The organism is Novosphingobium sp. ERN07 (assembly GCF_012641335.1).
In the GTDB taxonomy this organism is placed as follows: Bacteria; Pseudomonadota; Alphaproteobacteria; order Sphingomonadales; family Sphingomonadaceae; genus Novosphingobium.
Genome location: NZ_JABAID010000003.1, coordinates 217,499 through 242,120, shown reverse-complemented (window position 1 = coordinate 242,120; position 24,622 = coordinate 217,499). Strand labels below are relative to the sequence as shown.

The following is a 24,622-nucleotide window of genomic DNA, read 5'->3' as shown; positions in this document are numbered from 1 at the left end:
AAGGGCATTGTTATCCGTTAGAGCAAAATTCATTGAGGGGATTACCATGCCTGTCATCAATACCCGCAGGGCCATCATGCTCGGCGCGCTGCTGGGCAGCACCGCAGTCATCACTCCGGCCTTCGCGCAAACCGCAGAACCGCAAGCGACCGAGGCTGAGGACAACGGCGGATTGACCGCGATCATCGTCACCGCCGAACGCCGCGAACAGAGCCTTCAGGACGTGCCGATTTCCGCCTCGGTCTTTTCGGGCGAGGAATTGCAGCGCAAAGGTGTGGTCAACCTCAACGATATTCAGCAGGTTGCGCCTTCGGTGGCGATCAACACGTTCAACCGTTCGACCTTTATCAACATTCGCGGCGTGGGCATCGCGCAGTCAGCCCCCACATCGAACCCCGGCGTCGCCTATTACATCGACGGCCAGTTGATTCCGCACGAACAGTTCATCGGCCAGTCGTTCTTCGATATCGGCACCATCGAAGTGCTGCGCGGGCCGCAGGGCACCCTGACCGGGCAGAACTCCACCGGCGGCGCGCTCTATGTCCGCACGCCCGAACCGGAATTCGACAGCACCTTTGCTGTGGGCGATTTTACGGTGGCCAACTATGATCGCTATCGTGCGGTCGCCGCTGTCAACGTGGGTGGTGAAAACGTGGCGCTGCGCATCGCGGGCGTTCACGAACAGCGTGACAGCTTCACGCGCAACATCGCGCCCAATGCGCAAAGCCAGCCCGGCAACATGAACATGGAAGCCGTGCGCGCCAATCTGCGCCTGCGCGGTGCAGACGGCAGGCTCAACGTCAACGTCCGTGGCGAGTACTTCAACGTCAAGTCAGACAACAACGCCGTCAAGCGCCGGGGCGATACTGTCAGCACCGATCCTTTCGTGATTCAGGAAGATGCGCTCTCGTTCCAGAACCAGCAGGGTTATCGCCTGTCCGCCGAAGCGCGCTATGATGTGAGCGACAGCGTGCAGGCGCGCGGGCTGGTTTCTTGGCAGGATGGCTATACCCACGATCAGACCGATGGGGATCGCACCGCCACCGCGCTGGCCGTTCCAGCCAACCTTCCGGCGAACACTGCAAATACCCGCACTTATCCCGGCCGCGTCAGCAATGGCGACACGCAGTTCAAGACGCTGATCGGGGAATTCAACCTGCTGTCCACTGGCAAGAGTCCGCTGCAGTGGGTCGTCGGTGGCTTCGTGATGGACGAAACCGTCCCCGTCACCCTGCTGCGCGATAATCGCAATACGCTCGATGTGCTGCAATCAAACAGCTCGATCATCACCGAGGCGAAGAACACCTCGCAGTCGGTCTTCGGCCAGGTGAACTACTACCTCACCGATGCGATCGAAGTGCTCGCGGGTGCGCGCTATTCGTGGGACAAGCAGGTCTACACCCGCTTTGCCGTTCCGGGCGCGGGCTTTACCCTGCCTTTCACCAGCCAGGTCACTTCGCAGCAGCTTACCGGCAAGATCGGCGTGAATTACCACTTCGGTGGTGACAACATGATCTACCTGACCGCCTCGAAGGGCTATAAGGCAGGCGGCGTAAACCTCACGCCCAACACGCCCGATTTCAAGCCTGAGCGCAACTTCGTCTACGAAGCCGGGTTCAAGACCGAACTGCTCGACCGCCACCTGCGCGTGAACGGCGACGTGTTCTATTCGGATTACAAGGACATCCAGCTTTCCAGCCTCGTCGGCGGCTTGCCGGTCACGCAAAACGCGCTGGCAGGCAAATCGTGGGGTGGCGAACTGGAACTGACCGCACAGTTCGGTGGCCTCGCTGCCAACGTTGGCCTTGGCTATCTCGATTCCAAGTTCGCAAATTCGGCCTGCATTTCAGATACCAACGCTCCGGGCACCGATGTCGGCTGCGCCACCAACCTGCGCTTCGTGCCCAAGGATCGCGTGTTGCCGTTCTCGCCCGAATGGACGGTAAACGCAGGCGTGCAATACACAGTGGGCTTCGGTTCGGTTGACGTGACGCCGCGCGTGCAGTGGTCGTACCTGTCTGAACAGTATGCCACGCCATTCCCCAGCGTGAACACGCTGGTGCCGGGCCGCAACATCTTTGACGCACGCCTCACCTTCGACATGGGCAAGGCATGGAAGCTGGAAGCCTTCGTCAACAACCTGACCGACAAGACCTACATCGCCTCGCAAATCCAGAACAGCTCCAGCGCGGATGGCGGCATCATCTATGGCACGCCGCGCACCTATGGCCTGCGCCTGCGGGTGGAAATCGGCAACTGAGCCACAAGAGAAAGGGCGAACGGCTGATGCACTTCCTCCCGCAGAAGGCGTTCGCCCTACCCATCGCCGCGTTGGTGCTGGCCCTTTCGGTCGGCGCGCGCGGTGGGGATGTGCCAGACCGCTGGTGGGCGCCCGGTGAAGGCCGGGTGCTGCCAGCGGCGCTGGACTATGATAACGATCACGGCACCTTACGCACGTTGACCGTGGGCGGACCGTTGAAAACCGCAGGCCATCCCTTCTTCGAACCGCTGGGCAAGGATGGCCGCGCCTGTGTGACCTGCCATCAGCCCTCCGATGCGATGAGCCTTTCGGTGAAAAGCGCACGCCGACAATGGGATCGGACCGACGGCAAAGACCCGCTCTTTGCCGCTTACGACGGTTCGAACTGCCCCACGCTGCCGCAAGACCGGCGCGAGAGCCACTCACTGCTGCTTGATCGCGGACTGATCCGCGTCGAACGCCCCTGGCCGACCAAAAGCTTCAACGGCAACCCGGTAACGCCCGATTTTACCATCGAGGTCGTGCGCGACCCCAATGGCTGCAATTCTGGACCAGCCTATGGCCCGGCGGCGGGCAAGATCTCGGTCTATCGCCGTCCGCGCCCGGTGGCGAACATGAAGTACCTGCTGGCCGTGGGTTTCCCCTACGATCCCAAGCAGGGCTATGCGCTCCCGCTCGATCCCGATGACGGAAAGCCGCAGTCGGGCAACCTGATGGCCGATAACCGCGCCGGCAACCTGCGCATCCAGATGGAAGACGCTGCGGCAACGCACCTTCAGATGCTGAAAGCGCTGACGCCCGCCCAGCGCAAGACGCTGCAAGACTTCGAACTGCGCGTCTACAGCGCGATGCAAACCAGCAAGGCTGGCGGCGCGCTCGACAGCATGGGCGCAAGGGGTGGCCCCGTGCGGCTGCGTGACAGCCAGCCCGGGGCGCTGGGGTCTATCGGTGAACCAGTGTGGAGCGAATTCAAGGCGTGGGAGAGCATCCCCAAGGACGAAGCCGCAAAGCTGACGCCCGAACAACTCGCCCATCGCCAGTCCATCGCGCGCGGGGCCAAGGTGTTCCGCGAAAAGATGTTCCTGATCACCGATACGGCGGGCATCAATTCGCGGATCGGGTTCGGCAACCCCGTGCGCAACTCCTGCGTTTTCTGCCATAATATGAGCCAGATGGGCAACGACGTGGCCCCCGGTCAGGTCGATCTCGGCACCACCACCCTGCCCTTTGCCGATCCGTGGGACGATCTGCCCCTGTTCAAGGTCACCTGCACCGGACGGCCTCATCCGCACTACGGCAAGGTGATCTACACCTATGATCCGGGCTTCGCCCTCACATCGGGCAAATGCGCCGATGTCGGCAAGATCACCCTGCAATCGATGCGCGGCCTTTCGGCCCGCGCGCCCTATTTCTCCAACGGTCTGGCAAAGGATCTGCGCGGCGTGGTGGACTATTACGAGCGGCGCTATTCCATCGGCTATACCGAGCAGGAGAAGCAGGATCTCGTCAACCTGATGAGCGCGCTGTGAAGCGCCTCACCCTCCTCGCCGCGCTCTGCGCCGCCACATCGGCGCAAGCCGCGCAGGATACCGCCGGGTTGGTGCGCTTCGTGGCCTGCCCGGTCTATCGCGATACCGACGCGGGGCGCAAATCGGGCTGCTGGCTGGCCGATGACCGCGAAAATGGCAAGCGCTGGGACGTAACCGAAAGCCCCTACAAACCCGACTGGAACTTCGCTGTGCTGGTCGAAGGCCGCCCCTCGGCCAATGCCGCGCAGCCCTGTGGCGCGCCCGCGCTCGATCCGGTGCGCACATCGCGGCTCGACATTCCCTGCACGCGGCACATGATCCCGGCTGAAGGCTTTCCGGGCCGTCGCTATACCTTGCCAAGGCGCAACATCGCGCCGCTATCGGTTGCACGCGCCGTTCCGCCCGGCCCCTATGCCGAGCGCGTGTTCCCGGTATACTTCGAATTCGACAAGGATTTCCTCGTCTACCAGTATGACGACTGGCTGATCGACAATGCCGTAACGTGGATCAAGGCCGCAAAGCCGAAGAAGCTGATCGTGACGGGCTTTGCCGCGACCGCGCCGGAAACCGTCAGCGGCGTGACCATCGCAGAACGCCCCGAAGCCGCGCAGGAGCGCGCCGAAACGATTGCCGAAACCATGCGCAGGCTGGTCCCCGGCACGGCGGTGGAAACAAAGTGGGAAGTCGCTGCGCAGCCTACCGACGAACCCGAAGCCGATGGCCTGCCGTGGCAAAGCCAGCGCCGCGCGGAAATACGCGCGGTCTTCTAGAACAGCCGGCCCACGTCCGCGCAATCCTGCAATGACAGGATGCGGTTCGCCAGAACCTCTGCCGCTCCCCGCGCCACCGGCATGGCTGCGCGCGACAGGCAATCGACGAACTTCTCACGCTGCGCCATGTCCGAAAGCGGACAGTCCGGGCACCCCAGCGCATTGGCAACGAACGCCTCATGTGCAGTGCCATCGTTCAGCGTGATGCGCATGGCCCCACCCACGCCGCGCTGCCAATCGGGCTTTGCCACCGCCACAGGCCGCACTTTGGCCGCCAGCCCCAGAATCTGGGGATCGCCAAGGCTTTCCGGCCCGAAGGAATCGAGCCGCACGCCCCCGCGCACCAGTGCCAACGCGGTTGTGAACGGGATTGAGAACTTGGCATCAATCGCCACCGCCGGGGCCTGCTTGCGCTCCAGCGGTTCCACCAGCATAGCCTGCACATCATCGACCATGACATCCACCGATGCCACATCCCCCGCGCCAAACCCATGCCGCCCCGCCAGATCGAGCGCCATTTCGATGAACGGATGCGTGCCCCGGCAACTCGGCCACGGCTTGAACGTCAACTCGGCACCCCAATAGTGAGCGCCCAACCGCTCGCTCAGGTCTTCCGCCGCGAACTGCCCACCGGCATAGAGCGCGTAGAAGCCGGACTGGCCCTCAAGCGGCGTTTCGAACCCTGCCACGCCCTCGCGCGCCAGCAACGCTGCCGTCAACGCCGCCTGCGCCGGAAAAGCCTCACGCACCGCGCGTAGCACGGTGCGGCGGCTGTGCTTGATTTCACCGGGCATCGTCACCTGACACAGGGTAAGCGACAGCGCGTCCTTCACCTGCTGCGCGCTCAACCCCAGCAGGTTCGCCGCCCCCGCCACCGCACCAAACGCGGCCACAATCGGCGGCGGATACCACCCGCCCTGCTCCATCGGCTGCCGCAGCGACAGCGCAATGCGGCACGCCACATCGCCACCCACCGCCAGCGCAGTCAGGAAACGCCGCCCATCCACCGTGCCCTCTGACTGCGCCAAAGCCAGCAGCACCGGCACCAGCGAAGCATTGGGATGGGCAGGCGCGCGGTCGAACGCATCCTCATAATCCACCGCATGGGCCAGTGCGCCATTGGCCAGCGCCGCGCCCAGCGGCTGCACCCGCTCCGCCGTGCCCAATATCGCGCAAGGCCCCGCCCCGTTTGTCCGCGCCAGCGCAAGAAACGGCGCGGCTTCGGGCGAAAGCCCGCTGGCGGCATAGGTCACGCCCACGGCATCCAGCAGCACCCGCCGCGCGCCTTCCCGCGCCGCTTCAGGCAACGTGTCCCATCGGGCCGTGGCAATATGCGCGGCGACGATATCGCTCACACCCGCCATCATGCGCCCTCGCTCAAGGCTTCACGCTTTGCGGCAAAGCGCGGGGCGAGCGATAGCAGCACGATAGCCGCAACCAGAACACCCGCACCCACCAGTTCCGCATCGCGCGGCATCCGCAGGCCCCAGAACCACGCCAGCAACACCGATCCGCCAATCCCTGCCACAAGGCTCGCCGCGCGTTCCAGCGGCACGCAATAGGCATTCTCGCGCGGGTCCAGCAGGATGATGATCGCCAGCACTGATATCACCGTCAGCGTCGCGCCGATCCAGAACAGGTCCAGCAGCACCGGATCGCTCCACACCCCGATAAAGCCCCACGCAAGTTCGCCGGCCTGCCCACTCTGGTGCCCGCCAATTCCGCTGGCCGAGATGATCCCCAAGATCACCACCGACAGCGGCAGCGCGATCATCTTCTCTTCCACGAAATAGCGCCGCACCGATGCCGGATCGCCGCTCTTCGAAATCTTGGTCATCACATAGAGCCGCAGGAAATAGCCCACGGTGTAAAGCACCACGGTAAGGATCGCGATGGGCGGCAGTTTCAAACCACCCCGGTCGGACAGCGCGATGACAAGGCCGAACAGCACCAGTCCGAGCGCGGTCCAGCTCCACCAGCGCACACGGCGGCCAAACATCACATCAACCAGCGGCGCAATGATCAGGATATCGCCGCGCATGATCAACTGGATGAACGGAATGCTCACATCGGGAATCGTAAAGCTGAGCGGCACCGTGAACAGCACCAACGCCGTGCCAATGCCTGAAAGAAAGGTATAGCGCGTGGGGAACGGCACCCGCACCGGCCCCACCGAAACCTTGTTGGCGTCCCGGTGCCAACCCGAAATCCAGATGAACCCCCAGGTCAGCACCATGTTGATGATCAGCGATGCGGGCAGCGTTTCCAGCCCGGTCAGCGGCCTACCTAGCCCCGCGTGAGGCATCGACGTGACCAGCTTCGTCACGATCACATTGGGCAAATAGGCCAGCAGATAAAGGAAAACGAACCCTTCCAGCGGAAAGCCTGCACCCCGCCCCTTCACGCCGCCGCTTCCAGCACGACCATGTCATCCGCATTCCGATAGCGCGCGTTCAATCCGGCTTCCTGCGTTACCGCGCTCAGGTAATCGACCACGGCGGCGTGATCTTCACTGCCCGGCTCGGCCAGACGCGGCACGGCATCGCGCCCGATCACCAGCGGCAGTACCCCTGCGCGCAGCACTTTGCCCCCCGCAATCTCAAGCTTGGCGATCATCGAAAGCCGCGCCGCCTTGGGAAAGTTGTAAAGACTGCCGAAGTCCGGCTCCCATTCCTCGGCCAGCACGCGGATCTCATTGAAACTCTTCGAATTGGCGTGCGCCTCGTCCATCGCCAGATCGGTGGCAAAGTTGCACAGCGAATAGAACACGGGCTTGCCGTCGATCAGTTCGCAGCCTTTCAGGATATGCGCGTGCCCGCCAAAGATCGCATCGGCCCCAGCGGCAATCGCCGCACGCGCCACATCGCGCTGATAATCGGCAATCACCGCACGCACGAAATGGATGCCCCAGTGGTGCGAAACCAGCACCACGTCCGCCTCAGCCTTGGCCGCGCGGATATCGGCTTCCATCGCGGCAAGGTCTTCGCGATGCGGGTATGTGTGCACTCGTGCGGGCGTGCCGGGCTGATCGTGCTCGATCTGTTCGTAAACCGTAAACGCCCGCATCGGCGCGCAGCCGGGGCGGCGCTCGTCCGCCCAATAGGAATGCGGCAGGATGCTGGAATAGGCAAGGAATGCCACCCGCGTGCCATCGGGCAGCGTGCGGATCACAGGGCGGCGCGCCTCGGCAATATTCGCGCCCGCACCCACCACGCTCATCCCCGCCGCTTCGATATGTGTGCGCGTTTCGAAAAAGGCATCGTGCCCCCAATCCATCACATGATTGCCGGCCATCGATAACACATCGAACCCCGCCCGCCCCAGCGCCGCCGCGCCATCGGGCTTGGCCAGCACCGCATGGCGGGCCTGCGGCAGCCGCACGCCCTTTTCGGCAAAGCTGGTTTCAAGCTGCCCGAACACCACCTCGGCACCGCGCAGCACATCGGCGGTTCCGGCAAAACAGGCGTCATAATCGTCACGATCCATAGCAAGATCGCCGGTTGCCAGCACGGTGTGGCGCAAGACGCCCTCCCCTGATCGATCGTTGTGATGATAGTAGGCAAGCTAGCGCGTATAGACAGCTTTAGCAAGCGCTTGCATTTTCACGCCTCCGCGCGTTTTGCGCTATTCAAGTCCTTCATAATGCACGCGATAGTGCTGGCTAGGGTTAGGGCTTTTCGCACCCCTCCGCCAGCCACGCCAGAATGCTCGCCCGGTCAGCATCAAGGCGCGGCGGCGCACCGATTTGGACCGTTGGTTGCCCCGCCACGCGATAGCCCGCGCCCGGAATGCGCACCTTCTCCTCCAGCAATCCCGGAATGGCCAGTTCGATCAGCGCTGCGTCTCCGGCTAGGTCCGCCGCCTCATCCACCCGGCGCACCATGCCGCATGGAATGCCCGCGTCGCTCAGCCGCTTTTCCCACGCCGAAGCGGTATCTGTGGCGAACACCGCCGAAAGCTGTGCGTGCATCGCATCGAAATTGACGCGCCGGGCATCGGACGCGGCAAATTGCGGATCGCTCAACCAATCCTCGCGCACCATGATCCGCGCTAATGCCGCAAACTGGGGTGGCTGCACCACGCCCAGCGAATCCAGCACGCTCAGCAGTTCGGTCGGCGCGCGAATGCGCAGGCCCTTGATATCGTCCAGACTTTTGACCGGGTGCGTGGCGCCGCGCATATAAATCGGCGTGACCAGCCTGATATCGGCCACGCCGTGGCGCAGTTCCTCCATCGACATGTCGGACGAAAGCAGCGCGCCAGACCATACCGGCTTGATCTTCAACCGCCCGCCAGATTGATTTTCGACGAAGGCCATCCATTACTGATCGGCCTTGGAAAACGGGTGATTGGGGCTGTAGGGCGAGGCAGAGACCAGCTCGGTCACGCCCGTTTCCACCGGGCGCGCGCAGCCAGACAGCAGTACTGTCTGAAGTGCACCTAGAAGCACCAAGATGATACCAAGGCGTCTCAAGCCAGCCCCCGCTGCACCAGAAAGCCCGCTACCGTGCCAACCATCCTGTCATGGTCCTAGTTGCCCGCATCGACCATATCGGCATCGATCATCAGCACCGACACGCCCGCCTTTTCCAACGCCTCGGCCGTGATTTTCGTCCTCGATTGCGACAGGCGGTTCTCCAGCGGCAGCAGCACCACGCAGGCATCAATCCCGCACCGCTCCGCCTCGCTCGTCATCCAACCGTTCATCCACGGCGGAAGGTGCAGCACTTCGTTCATCGAACAGACGCGGCTGGCCAGCGCTTCCATCGGGCGCCCCTGCACTTCGCGGATGTATTGCGGGCTGGTGAAAGGCATGTACATCGACCAGACGAAGACCGCGCCCATTCGCCCTTCAAGTGCTTGATAAAAGACGGGCTCGTGCCACACGCCCGCACCGATCCACATCAGGCGGATCTTCTCGTTCGCAGCGCTGCCCGCGCCGGAAGCGATGCGCTCCATCACCTCGTCGCGGAAGCGTTTGCCGTGGTTCACGGCCCAGTCGGAACCGAGATGCCATTGCGGAATCATCGTGTTAGGTATCTGTTCTGCAATGGAAACCGGGGAAGGCTGCGCATCGCCGATGACCTGCGCGGCTTCCCAAATATAGCCTTCCTGCTCGTTGATCGGCTCCATCAGGTAATGCAGCTTGGCCTCGTCGAATTTGCGGCCCGTGCGGTTTTCCAGCAGCGCAATGAGATCGCGCATTTCGCTAACGGCCAGCGCGATACGTTCTGGGTCGTAGACCTGTTCCAACTGGTCCTTCGAATGGGCGAACCAGCGCGGATCCTTGTGTTCCCTCGCGAGCGCTTCCATCGGGAAAAACTCGCTGCCCAGCGGATCGGCCCACTGGCCGAACACGTGCTGGATGCAGTCGCAGGTCATCCGCGCCACCAGCACGGTAGGTTTGGGCAAGCCGCCCCACGGCGCGGTTTTTGGGTCATTGGCCAGCGTGCAGGCAAGGCCCAGTGAGCAGTATTTGCAACTGTTCTTCGGGTAACCGGCCTGCGCCATCACCTCGAAATAGTGGTTGGAAAGCTGCTTAGCGGAAATGTAGGCCGACCACCACTGGTTGGTGATGATGGGGATGCCCATCACGTGAAAAATCTCGTGCGGGGTATCGGCCTGCACGATGGCAAAGGGTTCGCCTTCATCCACCACGCGGCGGCGAAGGTCCGCGCCGAACTGCTTTTGATAGGCGCTGGCAGCGGGGGTGCAGGCCAGATCCTTGCGGCTGCGCTGGCCCGATGGGGTGCCCAATGTTTTCGGGGTAGCGGCGCTCACTGGAAGACTCCTGCCTGGTCTAGCTCGGCAATCCGGGCCTCTGACAGGCCACAAAGATCGCGTGCGATTTCAGATACATGCTCACCCATGCCGGGCGCGCCGAGCGGGGTGAACCGATCGCGCGAAAAGCGGGTCGGCGTGGCGATGTGGCCGAAGGGACCGAGCAGCGGATGATCGAGCGTGACCAGCGCCCCGCGCCCGATCAGTTGAGCATCACGATCGATCATATCTTCGCAATCCTGCACAACCTCGCAGGCGATCCCGTGCGACTGCAGTTCGGCGGCGATGGCATGGTCTTCCCGAACGGCGGTCCACGCGGCGATGTCTGGCCCCCTCAGCGCCAGCAGCTTTGCGTGGTCAGCCTGCGTCGGGCACGAAATGGCAACCCAACGGTCATCCCCGGCGGCGGGCAAAACGTCCTGGCAGAACACGCGTGCATCGCCATTGCCCATGCGCTGCGGGCGTTCGCCGCGCTTGGCTTGCGCCAGATAATCGCGCATCTGCTGCACGCAGATTTCATACATAGAAGCGTCGATATGGCACCCGCGCCCGGTTTCGCGCCGATGCTGCAACGCGCCTGCCACGCCCGCCCCGCCATGACATAGGGCACCATCACATCGCCAAACGGCACCGCGCCGGGAATTACCGGGTCACGGGTCGCCCATCCAGTGAGGAACGTGCGCCCCGAAAGCGCGCCGCCCGTGCCGTCGACGCCCTATTCCTGTGCCATCGGGCCGGTCTGGCCGAACACGCTGCCCGATAACATCACGATGACGGGATTGCGCGCGGCGAGGCTATCGTAATCCAGCCCCAGCTTGGCCATCGTGCCGGGGGAGAAATTCTCCACCACCACATCGGCCCAATCAATGAGCGGATCGATCAGTTCGCGCGCCTCTGGCTTCTTCATGTTGAGCGAAAGGCTGCGCTTTGAGGTGTTGAGGTGCGCGAACCAAGGCTTGTCGTCCCAGTTTCCGGGCTTTGAGGCCGAGACCTGCACATCGAGCCGGGCCAGATCGGGGCGGGTGCGGGTTTCGATCTTGACGATCTCCGCGCCCAGATCGCCCAGCGTCTTGGTGGTGATGGAACCCACCAGTGCCCAAGCAAAATCGAGCACTTTCACGCCTGAAAGCGGGCCGGGGCGGGTGCCGGTGTGAATCGCGGGCGCGGCGACTTGTGCTGTTCCTTCACGGAACGTAGCGAAGCGCGTCGGCAAGCCGTCTGCCGTATTGAAGAAGCCGCGCGCCGCCAGATCGGGTCGGCCAGCACATCTGCCGGTTCGTTGGCCACGCAGGCGTTGATGCCTCGACGCAACCCTTCGGTGGCGATTTCGTGCTTGGTGCGGGAAAGGAAGAACGCCGCCATGGCCGCTTCCCACACGGCGCGGGCTTCAGCGGGGAGCGTCGAGCGGTTGTAGGAAAGCCAGTCGGTGCCCGCCAGCGGGTTGGGCATCCCCACTTCGTCAATCCAATCCGACAGCGCCTGATTGGCGGGCGCGCCGAGGCGACCGGTCATCAGCGAATGGAAGCACCAGCCATCGGCAAGCTTCCAGATCGCGCGCACGGTGGCCTTCCCATAGACGAGCGCACCGCCGACCCGCACCAGCTTGCGCTGATCGAACTGCCAGACCAGCACGCCGTTGAAATTGCGGCTGAAAGCAACCTGCTGAATCGACACGTCTACATGCTGCCCCTTTCCGTGCGAACCGCGCGCATAGTGCGCGGCCAGCGCGCCCGATGCGGCCACCATGCCTGCGTGAAAAGTGCAAGCATCGCCCGCTTCCTTCACCGGGGGCAGACCGTGTTCGCCGGTCACGCGCAAGGCCCCGCCCATTGCCGAGGCGACAAGTTCGCCACCCTGCCATGTGCTGCGCGGGCCACCCGAACCGAAGGGCGTAACCGAAACGTGGATAGCGCTTTCGGGGATAGCGACACCTCCCAGCGCTTCGAGGCCGAGGTCATCGATTACGAACGACGCGCCTTCCACCGGCCCGCCAAGGTCTGCGCCGAGCGAGGCCAGAAAGCGTGCCAGCGCGCGGCCTTCCATCTGGCCGAGCATGGCAACGCGATGGCCGGACAGCGGCTTCATGCGGAAATTCCTTCGAGAAATGCGGCAATTTCGGCAGCGATCCCATCGCGGCAGGACCAATCGCGGCGGGTGGCGACAAGCACCGGCACCCCTGCACCCTCCAGCGCATCGCGCATCGCGGGCAAGTGCTAGACGGTGGTATCGTCTTCCTCGATCAGCCAAAGCACGGCGGCTTTTGCGCCCACTACGCGGGCCTGCTGCACCAGTGAACCGGCACGATCAAAAAAGCCGCGCGTATCGATCTGGCGCGCGTTGATCTGACGGGCGAGCGCGACGAAGGGGTCGCCATCTTCATTGACCAGCGGCCCGCGATCAGTCCATTGATCGGCCAGCGTGTGGCCAACTGCGTGCCATCCGCTTTGTGCGGCAACGCGGTACAAGAGGTCATCCGGCAGAGGATTTCCCGCGATCAGGCAGACCGGTTGGGTAGCGTCATCGACCAGAGCTGTCTGCCGCCGCGCCGCGTTGCCCTTTGCGATGGCCCGTGCCAGCGCTTCCGCGCCCACGCCCAGCCTTTCACCCAGCTTGCGCAACGCGGCTTCGGTGCGGGCCACACTGCTGTAGCGCGCGATCTTGGCGACATCGAGCATAAGCGGCTCTGGTCCCTTGATCGATCCGGCGCAGCGCAGCTCGCACAACTAGTAATAGAGCCGCCGCCGCTACCGTTCCCGCTGGGCGTAAGGTTCACGTAAGACGGATCGATATCGAACAGGTTACGCACTTCAAGGCTGAGCGTCATGCCCTTGTCGAAGAAGCCCGAACCGCCTTGGTCGCCAATGCGATAGGTCAGGTTGAGTTCGATGGGCGTATAGCTGCCGACATGGGTTTGCCATCACCCGCGCGCTCATCGGACCGTGATCCCATGTCACGCTGCCGCGTGTGCGGAATTTCAGCGGGTTAAAGATGAAGTTCAACCGGTCGATCAGCGGGGCGGTGGGTGTCAGCGCCACGCGATATTTGGTCAGATACGTGGCCAAAAGGATGAACGAAAGCGCATCTTCTGCGCCCAGTTCGGTCCGCCAGCTTCCCACAAAATCGATGCCGCGCGTTACCTACACGCCAAGGTTCTGACTGCGCCCATCGACGAACAGCGTGATGTTGCCGCCGGGGAACGAACCGCCAGCGAGCGTCACGCCCTGCGCCAGCAAGTGCTGCACGCGGGTGGCCGCATCGGTACCGCGCAGGACGATACCGGTCCCGGCATATTGCGCTTCGGTGCCAAGGATGGCGAGGTTCGACAGGTTGGCCAGAACCTGATTCTTGTAGTTCACATCCCAACAGGTGAGCGCGAAGTGCAGGCCCGGTGCCGGATCGATATCGACGCCGACCGACCATGACGTTGCCGTTTCCGGCTTCAGATCAAGGTTCGGACCTGACAGCGCATAACCCTGAAGCGGGGCACCGCCTGCCGGGTTCTGGTAGCATAGCCCGCGCGGATCAGGCTGCGCAGGGCGAGCCTGTCACCCAGCGCGAGTTCGACGACCTTGCCGTCCTTTTCGGTAAAGCGCGCGCGATAGGGGGTGAAGGAAGATCACCGGCAGGCGCGAAGCCTCTGCCACACCATCACGTGCCGGGTGATAGACATTGACGGCAAGCCGCGTGCCATCGCGCACCGGCACATAGGCGGATGTGCGCCCGACATCGGGATAGGCCTCTGCCGCAACGACCGCCCACCGGCCCTGAAGTTGCTGATTGGGTGCGCCAGCGCATCCGCACCGGGCGGTTCGTGCCGGGGCAGCGGCTGGTCGAAGTCGATATCATTCGCCAGACCGGGGCGAGCCGCTCCAAAGTGCGCGAAGCACTGAAACGCCTTGAAGGCGAAGGGCTGGTTGAAATCGAGGAATTTCGCGGGGCCTCGGTGCGATCATCCACGCTGGACGAAGTGCGCCAGATCTATCGCGCGCGCATGGCGTTGGAAGGCATGGCGATGCACGATTTCACCGCCAATGCCGATCCTGCCGCCATCGCGCGGTTGCAGGACTTGCAGGATCAGCTTGACGCCTGCGTGCGCGAACGCGCGCCCGACCGCTTTGGACGATTGAACAACGAATGGCACCGACTGATCGTCGAAGGATCTGGCAACAAGGTGATCGCGTAACACCTTCAGCGGTTGAACGTGCCGATCCATCGCCTGCTGTTCGAAAGCTTCTATGAAGATGAACGCCTTAACACCGCCAACGCCGATCACCGCGCGCTGCTGGCGCTGATCGTTGCAGGCGATGCCGATGGCGCAGAGCGCGCGATGCGCAAACACATTGGCGATGGCTTCGAAACGCTCGCCCGGATCGAGGACGAGTTTTACAGCTAAACGGTAGCGATAGGGGCAATTGCCGCGTTGTACTTCACGGTTTGCAGCACGAGTTCGGTTTCAACCTCGCGTATGCCATCCAGCGCAATCACCTTGTCGGTCAGGTCCGCCGCTTCGCGCAAGGTGCCAAGGATGCACACCGCAACAAGGCGCGGGGCGGCATTGGCATCGTAAAGCGCGCTGACCTGCGGCAGGGCGAGCAGGCCACGCCGCACCTGATCGAGCTTGCCGCTGGCGCACTTCACGGTGATGAATAGCATATGCTGGCCATGATCTTCGCCCGCGCTTTCATGCGCGCGATCAATGTCGAGGATTGGCACGAGTTTCAGCAGGCCCGCGTTCTGCAACCGCTTCACCCGCCCGCGTACGGTGCCTTCGGTCACATCCAGGTCTGCCGCGATCTTGCGGAACGAAAGGCGCGCGTCATCGGCCAGCATCCGCGCAATGTCGCGGTCAAGCTGGTCAGTGGCGGGAAATTCGGGTGGTTCGAATGCCATCGCGATATGCCCCTTTAAACGCCCAGCGGCCCGACGGCGGGGACATAGCGATAGACGTTGTTGATCAGTTCCACGTCCACATCCTCAACTCCGGCGAGGTCAGCCGTCGCCTGTCGCACTGCCTCGATCATCTCGCGCGCGTTGCGGAAGGCATAGAGGCACGACACCGGATAACGGCCCGACGTGATGTGGACCGACAACACATCTTCACGCGCGGCCAGTTCGCGCGCCACATCGATCGGCGGGCGACCGCTGATCATCAGCCGGATGCGCGCAACCATACGATAACCGTGGATGCGGAAGTCCGAAACCGCGACAACGCGCATCAGGCCGCCTGCATCCATCGCGCGGATGCGGTTGGCCACAAGGTTGCCCGAAAGGCCAAGTTCCTCGCCAATGGTGGTGCTCTGCGCGCGGCCGTCGCGCCCAAGCACTTCGATGATACGGCGGTCGATATCGTCGAAGCCGGAGCCGCGCGGGCGGCGTTGCGGTTTGTCGTCGCTCAAATCCGGTCCCCTTCTCAAAACGGGGAGTAGATTACGCAAGCGGGTGCCGCAAGAGCATGAGAGGCGTTATCCGCGCGGTTCGCGGGGCAGCCCAAGACCGCGTTCGGCAATCAGGTTGCGCTGAATCTGATTGGTCCCGCCATAGATCGTATCGGCCCGGCTGAACAGGAACAGGTTGGGCAGAACATCCCATTCGTAGTCTTCGCCAGACGCGATTTCGCCCGCCTGCCCCAGCACGTCCATCGCCAGTTCGCCAAGGCTGCGCCGCCACGAAGCCCACTGGATCTTATAGGTCAGCGCCGCCCCATCGATGCGCGAATGGTCAGTATTAGACAGCATCCGTAACGCGCCATAGCGCATGAGCTGCAAGCCGATCTGCGCAGCGGCGATGCGCTGGCGGATGACCGGATCGCTGGCCTTGCCATTGGCTTTGGCGGCGGCAATGATCTCGTCCAGTTCGTTGCGAAAGCCCATCTGCTGCCCCAGCGTGGAAACCCCGCGTTCGAACGCCAGCAGGCCCATCGCTATTTTCCAGCCATCGCCCGGCGCGCCGATCAGGCTGTCTTGCGGGCAGCGTGCATCGGTAAAGAACGTCTCGTTGAATTCGGCGTCACCATTGATCTGGCGGATGGGCCGCACATCAATGCCGGGTTGGTCCATCGGCATCATCAGGAACGACAGGCCCTTTGGTCCGGTGGAACCTTCTTCGGTCCGGGTGACGACGAATATCCAGTCGGAAATGTGGGCAAGGCTGGTCCAGATCTTCTGGCCGTTGACCACCCATTCGCCGTCTTCGATACGGCCCTTGGTGCGCACGCTGGCAAGATCGGACCCCGCATTGGGTTCGGAAAAGCCCTGGCAGAAGATCGTCCGCCCCGCCGCGATATCGGGCAGGAAACGGCACTTCTGTTCATCGGTGCCGAAGGTCAGGATGGTCGGCCCGGCCAGTTCCACGCCGATGTGGTTGATGCGCCCCGGCACGCCCGCGCGGGCATATTCCTCGGCAAAGATCACCTGCTGCGCAAGGCTGGCCCCGCGCCCGCCCCAAACCTCCGGCCAACCGATGCAGCCCCAGCGATGCGCACCAAGCTGCTGCTCCCACTCCTTGCGCCGTTCGGGCATGGCGGTAAGCTGCGTAACGCCGCGAATATCGCGAAATTCGCCCGCCATCTGGCCCTGCAACCAGTCGGCGCATTCGGCGCGAAATGCCTCGTCAGCGGCAGAAAATCCCAGCTTCATCGCGCGATCAGCCCGGCAAATAGAGTTGCGCAGCCTTGCCGCCATCGACCGGAAGCGCCGTGCCGGTGACATAGCTGGCCGCCTCGGACAGCATGAAGACGACGGCTTCGGCCAGTTCCTCAGGCTGCCCCCCGCGCTGCATCGGGATCACGTCGGTGGTGCGCGCGGCAACATCGGGCGCGCGTTCGGTGTAGTCCTGCGTTGCGGCGGTCATCACCTGCCCCGGCACGATGGCGTTAACGCGAATGCCCAGAGGTGCGCCTTCCATCGCAGCCGCAGCGGTGAAGTGAACCATCGCTGCCTTGGAGGCGGAATAGCTGGCCATGTTGGGCGCAGCGCGGATGCCGCAGGTGGACGCGATGTTGACGATGGCGCCGCGCTGTCGGCCCTGCTGCTCCTGCGCGGCCATAACCTTCATTGCGGCCTTCGTGCCCACGAACACCGCATCGGCGTTGACCGCAAAGTCCTTGCGCCAGTGATCGAGCCGCAGATGGGCGATGGGCGCATAGTGAACCGACATGGCATTGTTCACCAGCATATCGAGCCGCCCGTGACGCGCCGCCACATCTTCCACCAGCGCAGTGAAAGCGGTTTCGTCTGCCACGTCGAGCTTGTGCGCTTCGACCGTACCAATCGCTGCGATATCGGTCCGCGCCGCTTCGAGCTTGTCCTCACGCCGCGCGCAGATAACGACGGTTGCCCCACGCCGTGCCAGAAGGCGCGCCGTGGCAAGACCGATGCCATCGCTTCCCCCGGTGACGATGGCGACCTTTCCGGTCATGTCCTGATGGCCGATCTGAGACATCGCAACGCTTCTCCCGATTCCTGTGATTTCAACGCGAATGCGCCTGACCACCCCATAATGTCAAGGTAATGCGTAATTATGATGTTAATATTATCCGCATTGGTGCGCGGTGGCCGTTCATATTGGCCTATATTCGCATTCAGCCCGATACCGTCGGATAATCGGTATAGCCGCGCGCATCGTCGCCCTGGCCGGTGTAGAACGTGGCGCGATCAGCCTTGGCCAGCGGGGCGCCGGCGCGCAGGCGGTCCACCAGATCGGGATTGCCAATAAAGGCATAGCCGAACGACACGGCGTCGGCCCTTCCTTCGGCAATGACCTTGGCCGCACTTTCCGCCGTCAGGCCGCAATTTTCGATCACCGGGCCAGACCAGTTGGCGCGAACCAGATCAAGCGCATCGAACCCGGGGTTCGGGACGTGGATAAGGTGGCAATAAGCCAAACCCATGCCATCCACCGCACGCAGCAGTGTGGCATAAGTCTCTGCCGGATCGGCGTCGGCCATGCCGTTGAACGTCACACCGGGGCAGATGCGAAAGCCCACCCGATCAGGCCCAATGGCTGCGCCCAGCGCGGCAAGCGTTTCCACCACAAAGCGGACGCGGTTTTCTGCCGCCCCGCCATAGGCATCGGTGCGCTGGTTGGAGTTCGAGGACAGGAACTGCATCGGCAGATATCCGCTGGCGCAATGCAGTTCCACGCCATCGATCCCGGCAACACGGGCATTGCGCGCGGCGGCGACATATTCCGCGATCACGCCGGGAATTTCGTGTGCGGCAAGCGCGCGGGGCATTTCCGTGGGAACGGGCACGCCATCCGGCCCCGCAATCGGATCGGGGCAGCCAATCGCGCTAGGGGCCACTGTTTGCGCATCCGCAGCCTTGTTGGCACGCACGGCGGCACGACCAACGTGCATCAGTTGCACCACGATACGCCCGCCTGCGTTGTGGACGGCATCGGCCACCTTGCGCCAGCCCTCCACCTGCGCGGGTGAATGGATGCCGGGCGTGCGCCAATATCCCTTGCCGTGGGGCGATGGCTGGGTGCCTTCGGTGACGATCAGCCCCGCAGAGGCGCGCTGGCGATAGTATTCCACCATAAGTTCGGTCGGTTCGTCATCCGGCCCGGCGCGGTCGCGCGTCATCGGGGCCATGACCACGCGGTTGGCCAGATCCAGCGCGCCAAGGCGGACGGGGGAAAACAGGTCTGCCATCGGATCAACTCCGCACGCGGGGTTTGGGAAGCGGCGCACCACGACGCATCGTTTCGATGAACTTTTCCAGCGGTGCGGGCGGTTCCACCGGCCCATCGTGCGGCTCGCCATTGCGCGCCCAATAGGTCTGCCAACTGGGAAACAGATCATGGAAGCTGCCGTGATAGGGCGGCACGCCGGGCCAGCGCATCTTTCTGTCGCCCACCGGCGGCTTGTTCAGATCGGTGGCGTACCAGTAAAGCGGCAGGCGGCGGCGGAAGTACCAGCGGCCTTCGATGCGTTCGTACTGGTCGAAATACATCATTTGCATGATCACCCATTCTGGGCCGCACTCATGCTCGTTCTTGGAATAGACCACGCCCTGCGCATGGTCGGGATCGTCAAAATCGATCACATGGCCGCCGATGTGATGACTGGTGCCATCGAACTGCATCGAATGCGTTTCGTCGAACCAGTCGCGCAGCGCCTTGCGCCCGGTCTTGCCACCGCCAACGCGCACATCTTCGGGGAACAGATTCACCCAGGCATCGCCATCGCGCATGTCTAACGCGAGCGAATACTTGGCGGGAAGCTGGCGGATCGCGTCCAGCGATTCCAGACGGTCGATACGGGCCAGCAAAGCTGCGTCGGTCATGTGAGGAACGCTTTCAGGAAAGGGGCGCAGGACGGCACAGCGCGCCGTTGGCCCAGCCAAGGATATCGTCGCTGCCCGACGTGATCAGATCATCCACCTCGCCCACCAGCAGGTCATGCGTGCCAAAGCTCACGCGCTCCCTGATTGTGCAGAAGATCGCCGCCGGTGCGCCTTCGATGTACCAGACCCCGTTGTGCGCATGGTGGACATGCTGCCGCCAATCGTCTTGCGAAAAGCGGGCGTCGCGTGCGGCGGGATCTGCAAAGGGCGTAACGTGGCCGTCCTGTCCGGTGCGCAGCAGGTTGATGCAGAACCGGCCCGCACGGATCATAGCATCATGTGCCGAACCCGAACGGTTGACGCAGATCGCCATTGCCGGCGGATCAAGCGTAACAGGCATGAATGCCGACATGGCAAGGCCAACCGGCTGTCCGTTATCGGGATCGAAACTGGTCACGATGCCAACCGGCGCAGGCATGAAACGCAGCACGCGCTTGAGCCTTTCGCCTGGCGCGGGTGTGGTCTGGTTCAATCTCGCTCCCCTCCACCTCGATCCGCGAGTGCTGGGCGAATCTTGGTATATTTGGATATATGCGCTATTTAATAATCATATTTCTACGCAAATGAAAAGATATTCGCGTAAATTTGGCACAGCCGAGGCGCAAAAGCTCACGCCCGCGCCGCAGGTATATTTTCGAACGAGCGTAGAAATTCAGCCCGTCAGCCCGCGTTCTGCACCGCGCCGATGTGCGCCACGCCGCGCGCGCGCGCCAGCTTCTCCTGCCGGTCACGCTCACGCGCCGAAGCGCGCTGTTCGTCGGTGCGTTCGTGATGGCAGGCCGCGCAGGAAACGCCGTCCTCATAGAGATGAGACTTGCGCCCCTCTTCGCTCACCGGGCGGCGGCAGGCGCGGCACAGCACATGGCTGCCCTGCACCAGTCCATGCCCCACGGCCACGCGCTCGTCGAAGACGAAGCATTCGCCGTGCCACAGGCTTTGTGATGGCGGCACTTCTTCCAGATACTTCAGGATGCCGCCTTTAAGGTGAAAGACCTCTTCCACCCCTTCGGCTTTCAGGAAAGCGGTCGATTTCTCGCAACGGATGCCGCCGGTGCAAAACATGGCCACCTTGGGAGCCTTCCCCTCACCCAGCAACCGCTCGCGCTCGGCCCGGAACCATGCCGGAAAGTCGCGGAAGGTGCGCGTGTGCGGATCGATCGCTCGCTCAAACGTGCCGACCTCAACCTCGTAATCGTTGCGCGTATCGATCACGATGGTTTCGGGATCGGCTATCAGCGCATTCCAGTCCTGCGGCGAAACATAGGTGCCAACGCTGGCGCGCGGATCGATGTCAGGTTCGCCCATCGTCACGATCTCGCGCTTGATCCGCACTTTCATGCGGTAGAACGGCATTTCCGCCGTGCCGGAATACTTGACGTCAACATCTGCACAATCGGGTTGTGCGCGGATAAAATCCACAACGCGGGCAATGCCTTGCGCGCTTCCGGCTATAGTGCCGTTGATCCCCTCGCGCGCCACTAACAGCGTGCCCTTGATGCCTTGGGCCTTGCACAAAGCATCAAGGGCATCGCGCAGCGCCGCAGGATCGGCAATCACCGCAAAGCGATAGAGCGCGGCAACGGTTATCGGCTGATTGGTCTGCATGGCCCTGCCTTTAGCGAAGCGGGCGAAAATCGCCAGACGCATTGCAACCGCCCCTGCCCCCCGGCTAGGTTCTTCCACGATGACAGCACCCCGCCTCCACCCGATCTACGCCGAAATGCCGGTGACGATCTTCGAAGAAATGTCGGGCCTTGCGCGCCAGACCGGCGCGATAAATCTAGGTCAAGGCTTCCCCGATGGCCCGCCGCCGCCCGCGCTGCTCGATGCACTGGCCCGCGCCTGCGCGGAACAATCGCACCAGTATCCGCCAATGGCAGGTCTGCCCGAACTGCGCCGCGCCGTGGCTGCGTTCTATGCCCGCACGCAAGGGCTGGATCTGCCACCTACCAGCGTCATCGTCACTTCCGGCGCGACAGAGGCCGTGGCCTCGGCCATCCTTGCCGTGGTGCAACCGGGCGATGAAGTACTGCTCTTTTCGCCTGCCTACGATGCCTACGCACCCCTTGTCCGCCGCGCGGGCGGCGTGCCGGTGTTCGTCGCGCTGCGCCCGCCGCTGTGGCACTATGATCGCGCCGCGATAGAAGCCGCGATAACGCCGCGCACCCGCGCGCTGGTGCTCAACGATCCGCTGAACCCCACCGGCACCGTCGCCAGCGCAGCAGACCTCGCCATGCTGGCCGAACTCTGCGTGGCGCATGATCTCTTCGCGATCTGCGACGAAGTGTGGGAAAACGTCCGCTTCGATGGCCACGCCCACGCCTCACTCCTCGCCCAACCCGGCATGGAGAGCCACGCCCTGAAAATCGGCTCAGCAGGCAAGATCTTCGGCGCGACCGGCTGGAAAGTCGGCTGGATCGTCGCCGCGCCGCAGGTTGCCGCCGTGGTTGGCCGCGCACACCAGTTCCTGACGTTCACCACCCCGCCGATGCTGCAATGGGCGGTGGCCGAAGCGATGGATCGCCCGGACATCGCGCAAAGCTGCACCGCCCGATGGGCCGAAACGCGCGAGCATCTGCTCGAACAGCTGACGCGCGAAGGCTTTGCCCTGCTGCGAAGCGCCGCCACATGGTTTACCTGCGTTGACCTACCCGCGTCCGGCATCGCGCTGGACGACCGGACTTTCGCCCAGCGCGCCGTCAACGAGGCAGGCGTCGCCGCCATCCCCCTCTCCGCCCTGTGGGAAGGCGCAAACGCCCCCACCCACATCGCCCGCCTGTGCCACTGCAAACCCGAAGCCATGCTGGCCGAGGCTGTGGATCGGCTGGCACGGTGGCGAGATCGTACCGCCTAACCCTTCCGCATATCGGCCAGCAGCGCCAGCATTCGGCCCGCGATCTCGCGTTCGCCCATCACAACATTGTGCGCGCCGTGTTCCTGCAAGTGCCGCACTTCCGCATCGGAATGCGCGCGCGCGATCACCGAAACGGCAGCGTTGAGCCTGCGTGCGTTTTCTACCACGCCGCCCGCTTCGAACCCTTCGGGAATCGCGATGACCAGTTTGCTGGCGTCCAGAATGCCTGCCTCGCGCAGAGTATCCATGCTGGCGGCGTTACCCGAAACCACCGGAAAACCATCGGTTCGGGCAAGGCGCGCGATGTCTTCCTGATCCTCAATGATGACGATAGCACGGCCGGCTTCGCGCGTGCCTGCTGCCACCAGTTTGCCCACCCGGCCATAGCCGACAAGGATCAGGTGTTCGCGGCGCTCTGCCTCGCGCCGCTCCTCCACTGCTGCCGCGCGCTGGGCAGCGACCTTCCCGGCTTTGGCCATCGACCCGGCAGCGAACGAAAAGATGATGGGATTGGCAAGGATGGAGATGATTGCCCCGCCCAGCACCAGATCGCGCGCTTCGGGCGGGATCAGGCCAAGGCCGGTCCCAAGCCCGGCCAGGATGAACGAAAATTCGCCAATCTGCGCAAGGCTGGCCGAAACCACCATCGCGGTGCGGTGCGGATGGCCAAACGCCTTGACGATAAGATAGGCCGCCAGCGATTTGCCGAACAGGATGATCAGCACCGTGCCCAGCAATGGCAGCGGCTGTTCCACCACCACCGCAGGATCGAACAGCATTCCCACCGACACGAAGAACAAAACCGCAAAGGCATCGCGCAGCGGCAATGTCTCTTCAGCAGCGCGACGGCTTAGCGGCGTTTCGCCCAGAATCATGCCTGCAAAGAACGCGCCCAGCGCGAATGACACGTCGAACATGAAAGCCGCGCCAAAGGCCACGCCCAGCGCGATGGCCAGTACGGCCAGACGGAACAGCTCACGCGATCCCGAATGCGCGGCCCAGTGCAGCACGGCCGGAATGATCCGCTTGCCCGCCACCAGCATGACCAGCACAAAGCCCACGACCTTCAGCCCCGCTTCGCCCAGCGTATAGGCGATGGCGCTGCCCGTCACTTCGCCGCTGCGGCCGATATCGGCCAGCACTGGCAACAGCACGATGGCAATGACCATGACCAGATCCTCAACGATCAGCCACCCCACCGCGATACGGCCCTGCTCCGTTTCGACCAGCTTGTGCCCCTGCAACGCGCGCAGCAGCACCACCGTGCTCGCCACTGAAAGCGAAAGGCCGAAGACCAGCCCGGTTACCAGCGACCAGCCCAGGCCCCACGAAAGCGCCACGCCCAGCGCGGTAGCGGCAGCAATCTGCACCACCGCCCCCGGCACCGCGATATTCTTGACCGCCAGCAGATCACGCAACGAAAAGTGCAGGCCCACACCGAACATCAGCAGGATCACGCCAAGTTCGGCAAGCTCGTTGGCAAGCCCGGAATCAGCAACGAAGCCCGGCGTGAAAGGGCCGATCAGCACACCGGCGAAGAGATAACCGACCAGCGGCGATATCCGCAGCCGATGCGCCAGCGCCCCCATGATGAAAGCGACGACAAGACCGGCGACAATCGTACCGATCAGCGGAGTGTGGTGGGGCATGGTTTTCCTTGAACGAAAATGGTTTGCGCAACGGCATCGGGGCCGTGGGCGGTATTCGTGATGGAGCGCTGCAGCATCAGATCACGTCCCAGAACGTCCACAGCGCCAGCATTCCTGCCGAAAGCGCAGCGGCGGCAATCCAGAACAGGTTGGCGCCGTGCAATCTGTCGAGATGATCGGCCTTGAACGCCTGATAGCGTGCCTCCAATCTTGGATCGGCGGCCACGATGCGCAAATCAGTGGCACTGGCCTCCTTGCGGAACCAGTGCAGCAGATCGGCCAGCGTATCGGGTGCGATATGCGGATAGCGCGCAAGTGCCGCTTCGATATGGGCACGGCGGACTGGCGCGGCGGGCTCGCCCTTGGCAACAGTGGTCATAACATTGCTCCTGAATCGGGGAAACGGGCGCGCGATGGCGCGCACCAGCGGCG

The 24,622-nt window shown here is 63.3% G+C and carries 24 protein-coding genes and 2 pseudogenes; 5 read left to right on the top strand and 21 right to left on the bottom strand.

The genetic code is table 11. From position 1 onward, the window contains the following. Positions 1–46 precede the first annotated feature (46 nt). Genes HGI47_RS06580 through HGI47_RS06570 form a run of 3 tightly spaced genes read left to right on the top strand, consistent with a single transcriptional unit; the run spans position 47 to position 4,559 of the window. Positions 47–2,260 (top strand): TonB-dependent receptor, encoded by a 2,214-nt coding sequence (locus HGI47_RS06580; protein WP_168852009.1) that lies wholly within the window; start codon positions 47–49, stop codon positions 2,258–2,260. Between the two features lie 26 nt (positions 2,261–2,286). After that, positions 2,287–3,789, top strand: coding sequence for a hypothetical protein (locus HGI47_RS06575; protein WP_168852008.1), 1,503 nt, complete (start codon positions 2,287–2,289; stop codon positions 3,787–3,789). Continuing rightward, a complete protein-coding gene (locus HGI47_RS06570; protein ID WP_168852007.1) occupies positions 3,786–4,559 on the top strand; it encodes a hypothetical protein in 774 nt (257 codons plus the stop codon). Before HGI47_RS06575 ends, HGI47_RS06570 begins: the two co-directional genes overlap by 4 nt. Here the strand turns inward: HGI47_RS06570 and HGI47_RS06565 are convergent. From HGI47_RS06565 to HGI47_RS06520, 11 genes and pseudogenes are all read right to left on the bottom strand, one after another. After that, positions 4,556–5,926: an MmgE/PrpD family protein gene (locus HGI47_RS06565; RefSeq protein WP_240950031.1), complete on the bottom strand. Its 1,371-nt coding sequence runs from the start codon at positions 5,924–5,926 to the stop codon at positions 4,556–4,558. The two genes, HGI47_RS06570 and HGI47_RS06565, sit on opposite strands and share 4 nt — an antisense overlap. Next, positions 5,923–6,963: a hypothetical protein gene (locus HGI47_RS06560; RefSeq protein WP_168852005.1), complete on the bottom strand. Its 1,041-nt coding sequence runs from the start codon at positions 6,961–6,963 to the stop codon at positions 5,923–5,925. Before HGI47_RS06560 ends, HGI47_RS06565 begins: the two co-directional genes overlap by 4 nt. Further along, positions 6,960–8,081 carry a CapA family protein gene (locus HGI47_RS06555; RefSeq protein ID WP_168852004.1) on the bottom strand — a complete coding sequence of 374 codons (1,122 nt, stop codon included), beginning with the start codon at positions 8,079–8,081 and terminating at the stop codon, positions 6,960–6,962. The genes HGI47_RS06560 and HGI47_RS06555 overlap by 4 nt, the downstream gene beginning before the upstream one ends. A 145-nt stretch (positions 8,082–8,226) precedes the next feature. Beyond that, positions 8,227–8,877, bottom strand: a complete 651-nt coding sequence (locus HGI47_RS06550) for a CoA transferase (protein ID WP_206066038.1) — start codon at positions 8,875–8,877, stop codon at positions 8,227–8,229. A 3-nt stretch (positions 8,878–8,880) separates the two neighbouring features. Beyond that, a complete protein-coding gene (locus HGI47_RS22880; protein WP_255460674.1) occupies positions 8,881–9,009 on the bottom strand; it encodes a hypothetical protein in 129 nt (42 codons plus the stop codon). Positions 9,010–9,089: 80 nt separating this feature from the next. After that, a complete protein-coding gene (locus HGI47_RS06545; protein WP_370521647.1) occupies positions 9,090–10,340 on the bottom strand; it encodes a 2-hydroxyacyl-CoA dehydratase in 1,251 nt (416 codons plus the stop codon). Then, positions 10,337–10,924 (bottom strand): CoA transferase, encoded by a 588-nt coding sequence (locus HGI47_RS22595; protein WP_168852003.1) that lies wholly within the window; start codon positions 10,922–10,924, stop codon positions 10,337–10,339. The genes HGI47_RS06545 and HGI47_RS22595 overlap by 4 nt, the downstream gene beginning before the upstream one ends. A 131-nt stretch (positions 10,925–11,055) precedes the next feature. Then, positions 11,056–11,454, bottom strand: a complete 399-nt coding sequence (locus tag HGI47_RS22590; RefSeq protein ID WP_370521646.1) for a CoA transferase — start codon at positions 11,452–11,454, stop codon at positions 11,056–11,058. A 2-nt stretch (positions 11,455–11,456) separates the two neighbouring features. Continuing rightward, positions 11,457–12,425: a CoA transferase gene (locus HGI47_RS22585; protein WP_168852001.1), complete on the bottom strand. Its 969-nt coding sequence runs from the start codon at positions 12,423–12,425 to the stop codon at positions 11,457–11,459. Between the two features lie 128 nt (positions 12,426–12,553). Further along, positions 12,554–13,063, bottom strand: a complete 510-nt coding sequence (locus HGI47_RS06525) for a hypothetical protein (protein WP_168852000.1) — start codon at positions 13,061–13,063, stop codon at positions 12,554–12,556. Positions 13,064–13,477: 414 nt separating this feature from the next. After that, a pseudogene (locus HGI47_RS06520) lies at positions 13,478–13,810 on the bottom strand (TonB-dependent receptor domain-containing protein); the annotation flags it as partial. Between the two features lie 242 nt (positions 13,811–14,052). On the opposite strand from HGI47_RS06520, the pseudogene HGI47_RS06515 reads away from it, so the two are divergent. After that, a pseudogene (locus HGI47_RS06515) lies at positions 14,053–14,733 on the top strand (GntR family transcriptional regulator). Here the strand turns inward: HGI47_RS06515 and HGI47_RS06510 are convergent. From HGI47_RS06510 to HGI47_RS06475, 8 genes are all read right to left on the bottom strand, one after another. Continuing rightward, positions 14,730–15,230: an Lrp/AsnC family transcriptional regulator gene (locus HGI47_RS06510; RefSeq protein ID WP_168851999.1), complete on the bottom strand. Its 501-nt coding sequence runs from the start codon at positions 15,228–15,230 to the stop codon at positions 14,730–14,732. The pseudogene HGI47_RS06515 and the gene HGI47_RS06510 overlap by 4 nt on opposite strands. Positions 15,231–15,244: 14 nt before the next feature. Continuing rightward, entirely contained in the window at positions 15,245–15,736 is a 492-nt protein-coding gene (locus HGI47_RS06505) for an Lrp/AsnC family transcriptional regulator (protein WP_168851998.1), read from the bottom strand. 66 nt (positions 15,737–15,802) lie between these two features. Further along, complete coding sequence (locus tag HGI47_RS06500; RefSeq protein ID WP_168852158.1) at positions 15,803–16,975, bottom strand: acyl-CoA dehydrogenase family protein; 1,173 nt, start codon at positions 16,973–16,975, stop codon at positions 15,803–15,805. Between the two features lie 7 nt (positions 16,976–16,982). Further along, complete coding sequence (locus HGI47_RS06495; RefSeq protein ID WP_240950029.1) at positions 16,983–17,780, bottom strand: SDR family NAD(P)-dependent oxidoreductase; 798 nt, start codon at positions 17,778–17,780, stop codon at positions 16,983–16,985. Positions 17,781–17,919: 139 nt separating this feature from the next. Next, on the bottom strand, positions 17,920–18,993 hold the full coding sequence (locus tag HGI47_RS06490; RefSeq protein WP_168851997.1) for an alkene reductase: 1,074 nt from the start codon (positions 18,991–18,993) through the stop codon (positions 17,920–17,922). Between the two features lie 4 nt (positions 18,994–18,997). Continuing rightward, positions 18,998–19,627 carry a nuclear transport factor 2 family protein gene (locus tag HGI47_RS06485; protein WP_168851996.1) on the bottom strand — a complete coding sequence of 210 codons (630 nt, stop codon included), beginning with the start codon at positions 19,625–19,627 and terminating at the stop codon, positions 18,998–19,000. A gap of 13 nt (positions 19,628–19,640) precedes the next feature. Beyond that, entirely contained in the window at positions 19,641–20,159 is a 519-nt protein-coding gene (locus HGI47_RS06480) for a flavin reductase family protein (protein ID WP_168851995.1), read from the bottom strand. Positions 20,160–20,347: 188 nt separating this feature from the next. Continuing rightward, positions 20,348–21,334 carry a rhodanese-related sulfurtransferase gene (locus tag HGI47_RS06475; RefSeq protein WP_240950028.1) on the bottom strand — a complete coding sequence of 329 codons (987 nt, stop codon included), beginning with the start codon at positions 21,332–21,334 and terminating at the stop codon, positions 20,348–20,350. A 37-nt stretch (positions 21,335–21,371) separates the two neighbouring features. Here HGI47_RS06475 and HGI47_RS06470 point away from each other — a divergent pair, with 37 nt between their 5' ends. Then, positions 21,372–22,541 carry an aminotransferase gene (locus tag HGI47_RS06470; protein ID WP_168851994.1) on the top strand — a complete coding sequence of 390 codons (1,170 nt, stop codon included), beginning with the start codon at positions 21,372–21,374 and terminating at the stop codon, positions 22,539–22,541. On the opposite strand, the gene ybaL is transcribed toward HGI47_RS06470, so the two are convergent. Continuing rightward, the gene (gene ybaL, locus HGI47_RS06465) at positions 22,538–24,190 is read right to left on the bottom strand and encodes a YbaL family putative K(+) efflux transporter (RefSeq protein ID WP_168851993.1); all 1,653 of its coding nucleotides are present in this window, start codon (positions 24,188–24,190) and stop codon (positions 22,538–22,540) included. The two genes, HGI47_RS06470 and ybaL, sit on opposite strands and share 4 nt — an antisense overlap. A 76-nt stretch (positions 24,191–24,266) precedes the next feature. Next, a complete protein-coding gene (locus HGI47_RS06460; RefSeq protein ID WP_168851992.1) occupies positions 24,267–24,569 on the bottom strand; it encodes a hypothetical protein in 303 nt (100 codons plus the stop codon). Positions 24,570–24,622 lie beyond the last annotated feature (53 nt).

What these genes read in the sequence shown, in the direction of transcription:
- HGI47_RS06485 (WP_168851996.1), bottom strand. Translation starts at nt 19,627, where the DNA reads ATGACCGACGCAGCTTTGCTGGCCCGTATCGACCGTCTGGAATCGCTG.
- HGI47_RS06490 (WP_168851997.1), bottom strand. Translation starts at nt 18,993, where the DNA reads ATGGCAGACCTGTTTTCCCCCGTCCGCCTTGGCGCGCTGGATCTGGCC.
- HGI47_RS06510 (WP_168851999.1), bottom strand. Translation starts at nt 15,230, where the DNA reads ATGGCATTCGAACCACCCGAATTTCCCGCCACTGACCAGCTTGACCGC.
- HGI47_RS06470 (WP_168851994.1), top strand. Translation starts at nt 21,372, where the DNA reads ATGACAGCACCCCGCCTCCACCCGATCTACGCCGAAATGCCGGTGACG.
- HGI47_RS22585 (WP_168852001.1), bottom strand. Translation starts at nt 12,425, where the DNA reads ATGAAGCCGCTGTCCGGCCATCGCGTTGCCATGCTCGGCCAGATGGAA.
- ybaL (WP_168851993.1), bottom strand. Translation starts at nt 24,190, where the DNA reads ATGCCCCACCACACTCCGCTGATCGGTACGATTGTCGCCGGTCTTGTC.
- HGI47_RS06500 (WP_168852158.1), bottom strand. Translation starts at nt 16,975, where the DNA reads ATGAAGCTGGGATTTTCTGCCGCTGACGAGGCATTTCGCGCCGAATGC.
- HGI47_RS06575 (WP_168852008.1), top strand. Translation starts at nt 2,287, where the DNA reads ATGCACTTCCTCCCGCAGAAGGCGTTCGCCCTACCCATCGCCGCGTTG.
- HGI47_RS06475 (WP_240950028.1), bottom strand. Translation starts at nt 21,334, where the DNA reads ATGCGTCTGGCGATTTTCGCCCGCTTCGCTAAAGGCAGGGCCATGCAG.
- HGI47_RS06550 (WP_206066038.1), bottom strand. Translation starts at nt 8,877, where the DNA reads ATGGCCTTCGTCGAAAATCAATCTGGCGGGCGGTTGAAGATCAAGCCG.
- HGI47_RS06460 (WP_168851992.1), bottom strand. Translation starts at nt 24,569, where the DNA reads ATGACCACTGTTGCCAAGGGCGAGCCCGCCGCGCCAGTCCGCCGTGCC.
- HGI47_RS06565 (WP_240950031.1), bottom strand. Translation starts at nt 5,926, where the DNA reads ATGATGGCGGGTGTGAGCGATATCGTCGCCGCGCATATTGCCACGGCC.
- HGI47_RS06580 (WP_168852009.1), top strand. Translation starts at nt 47, where the DNA reads ATGCCTGTCATCAATACCCGCAGGGCCATCATGCTCGGCGCGCTGCTG.
- HGI47_RS06495 (WP_240950029.1), bottom strand. Translation starts at nt 17,780, where the DNA reads ATGTCTCAGATCGGCCATCAGGACATGACCGGAAAGGTCGCCATCGTC.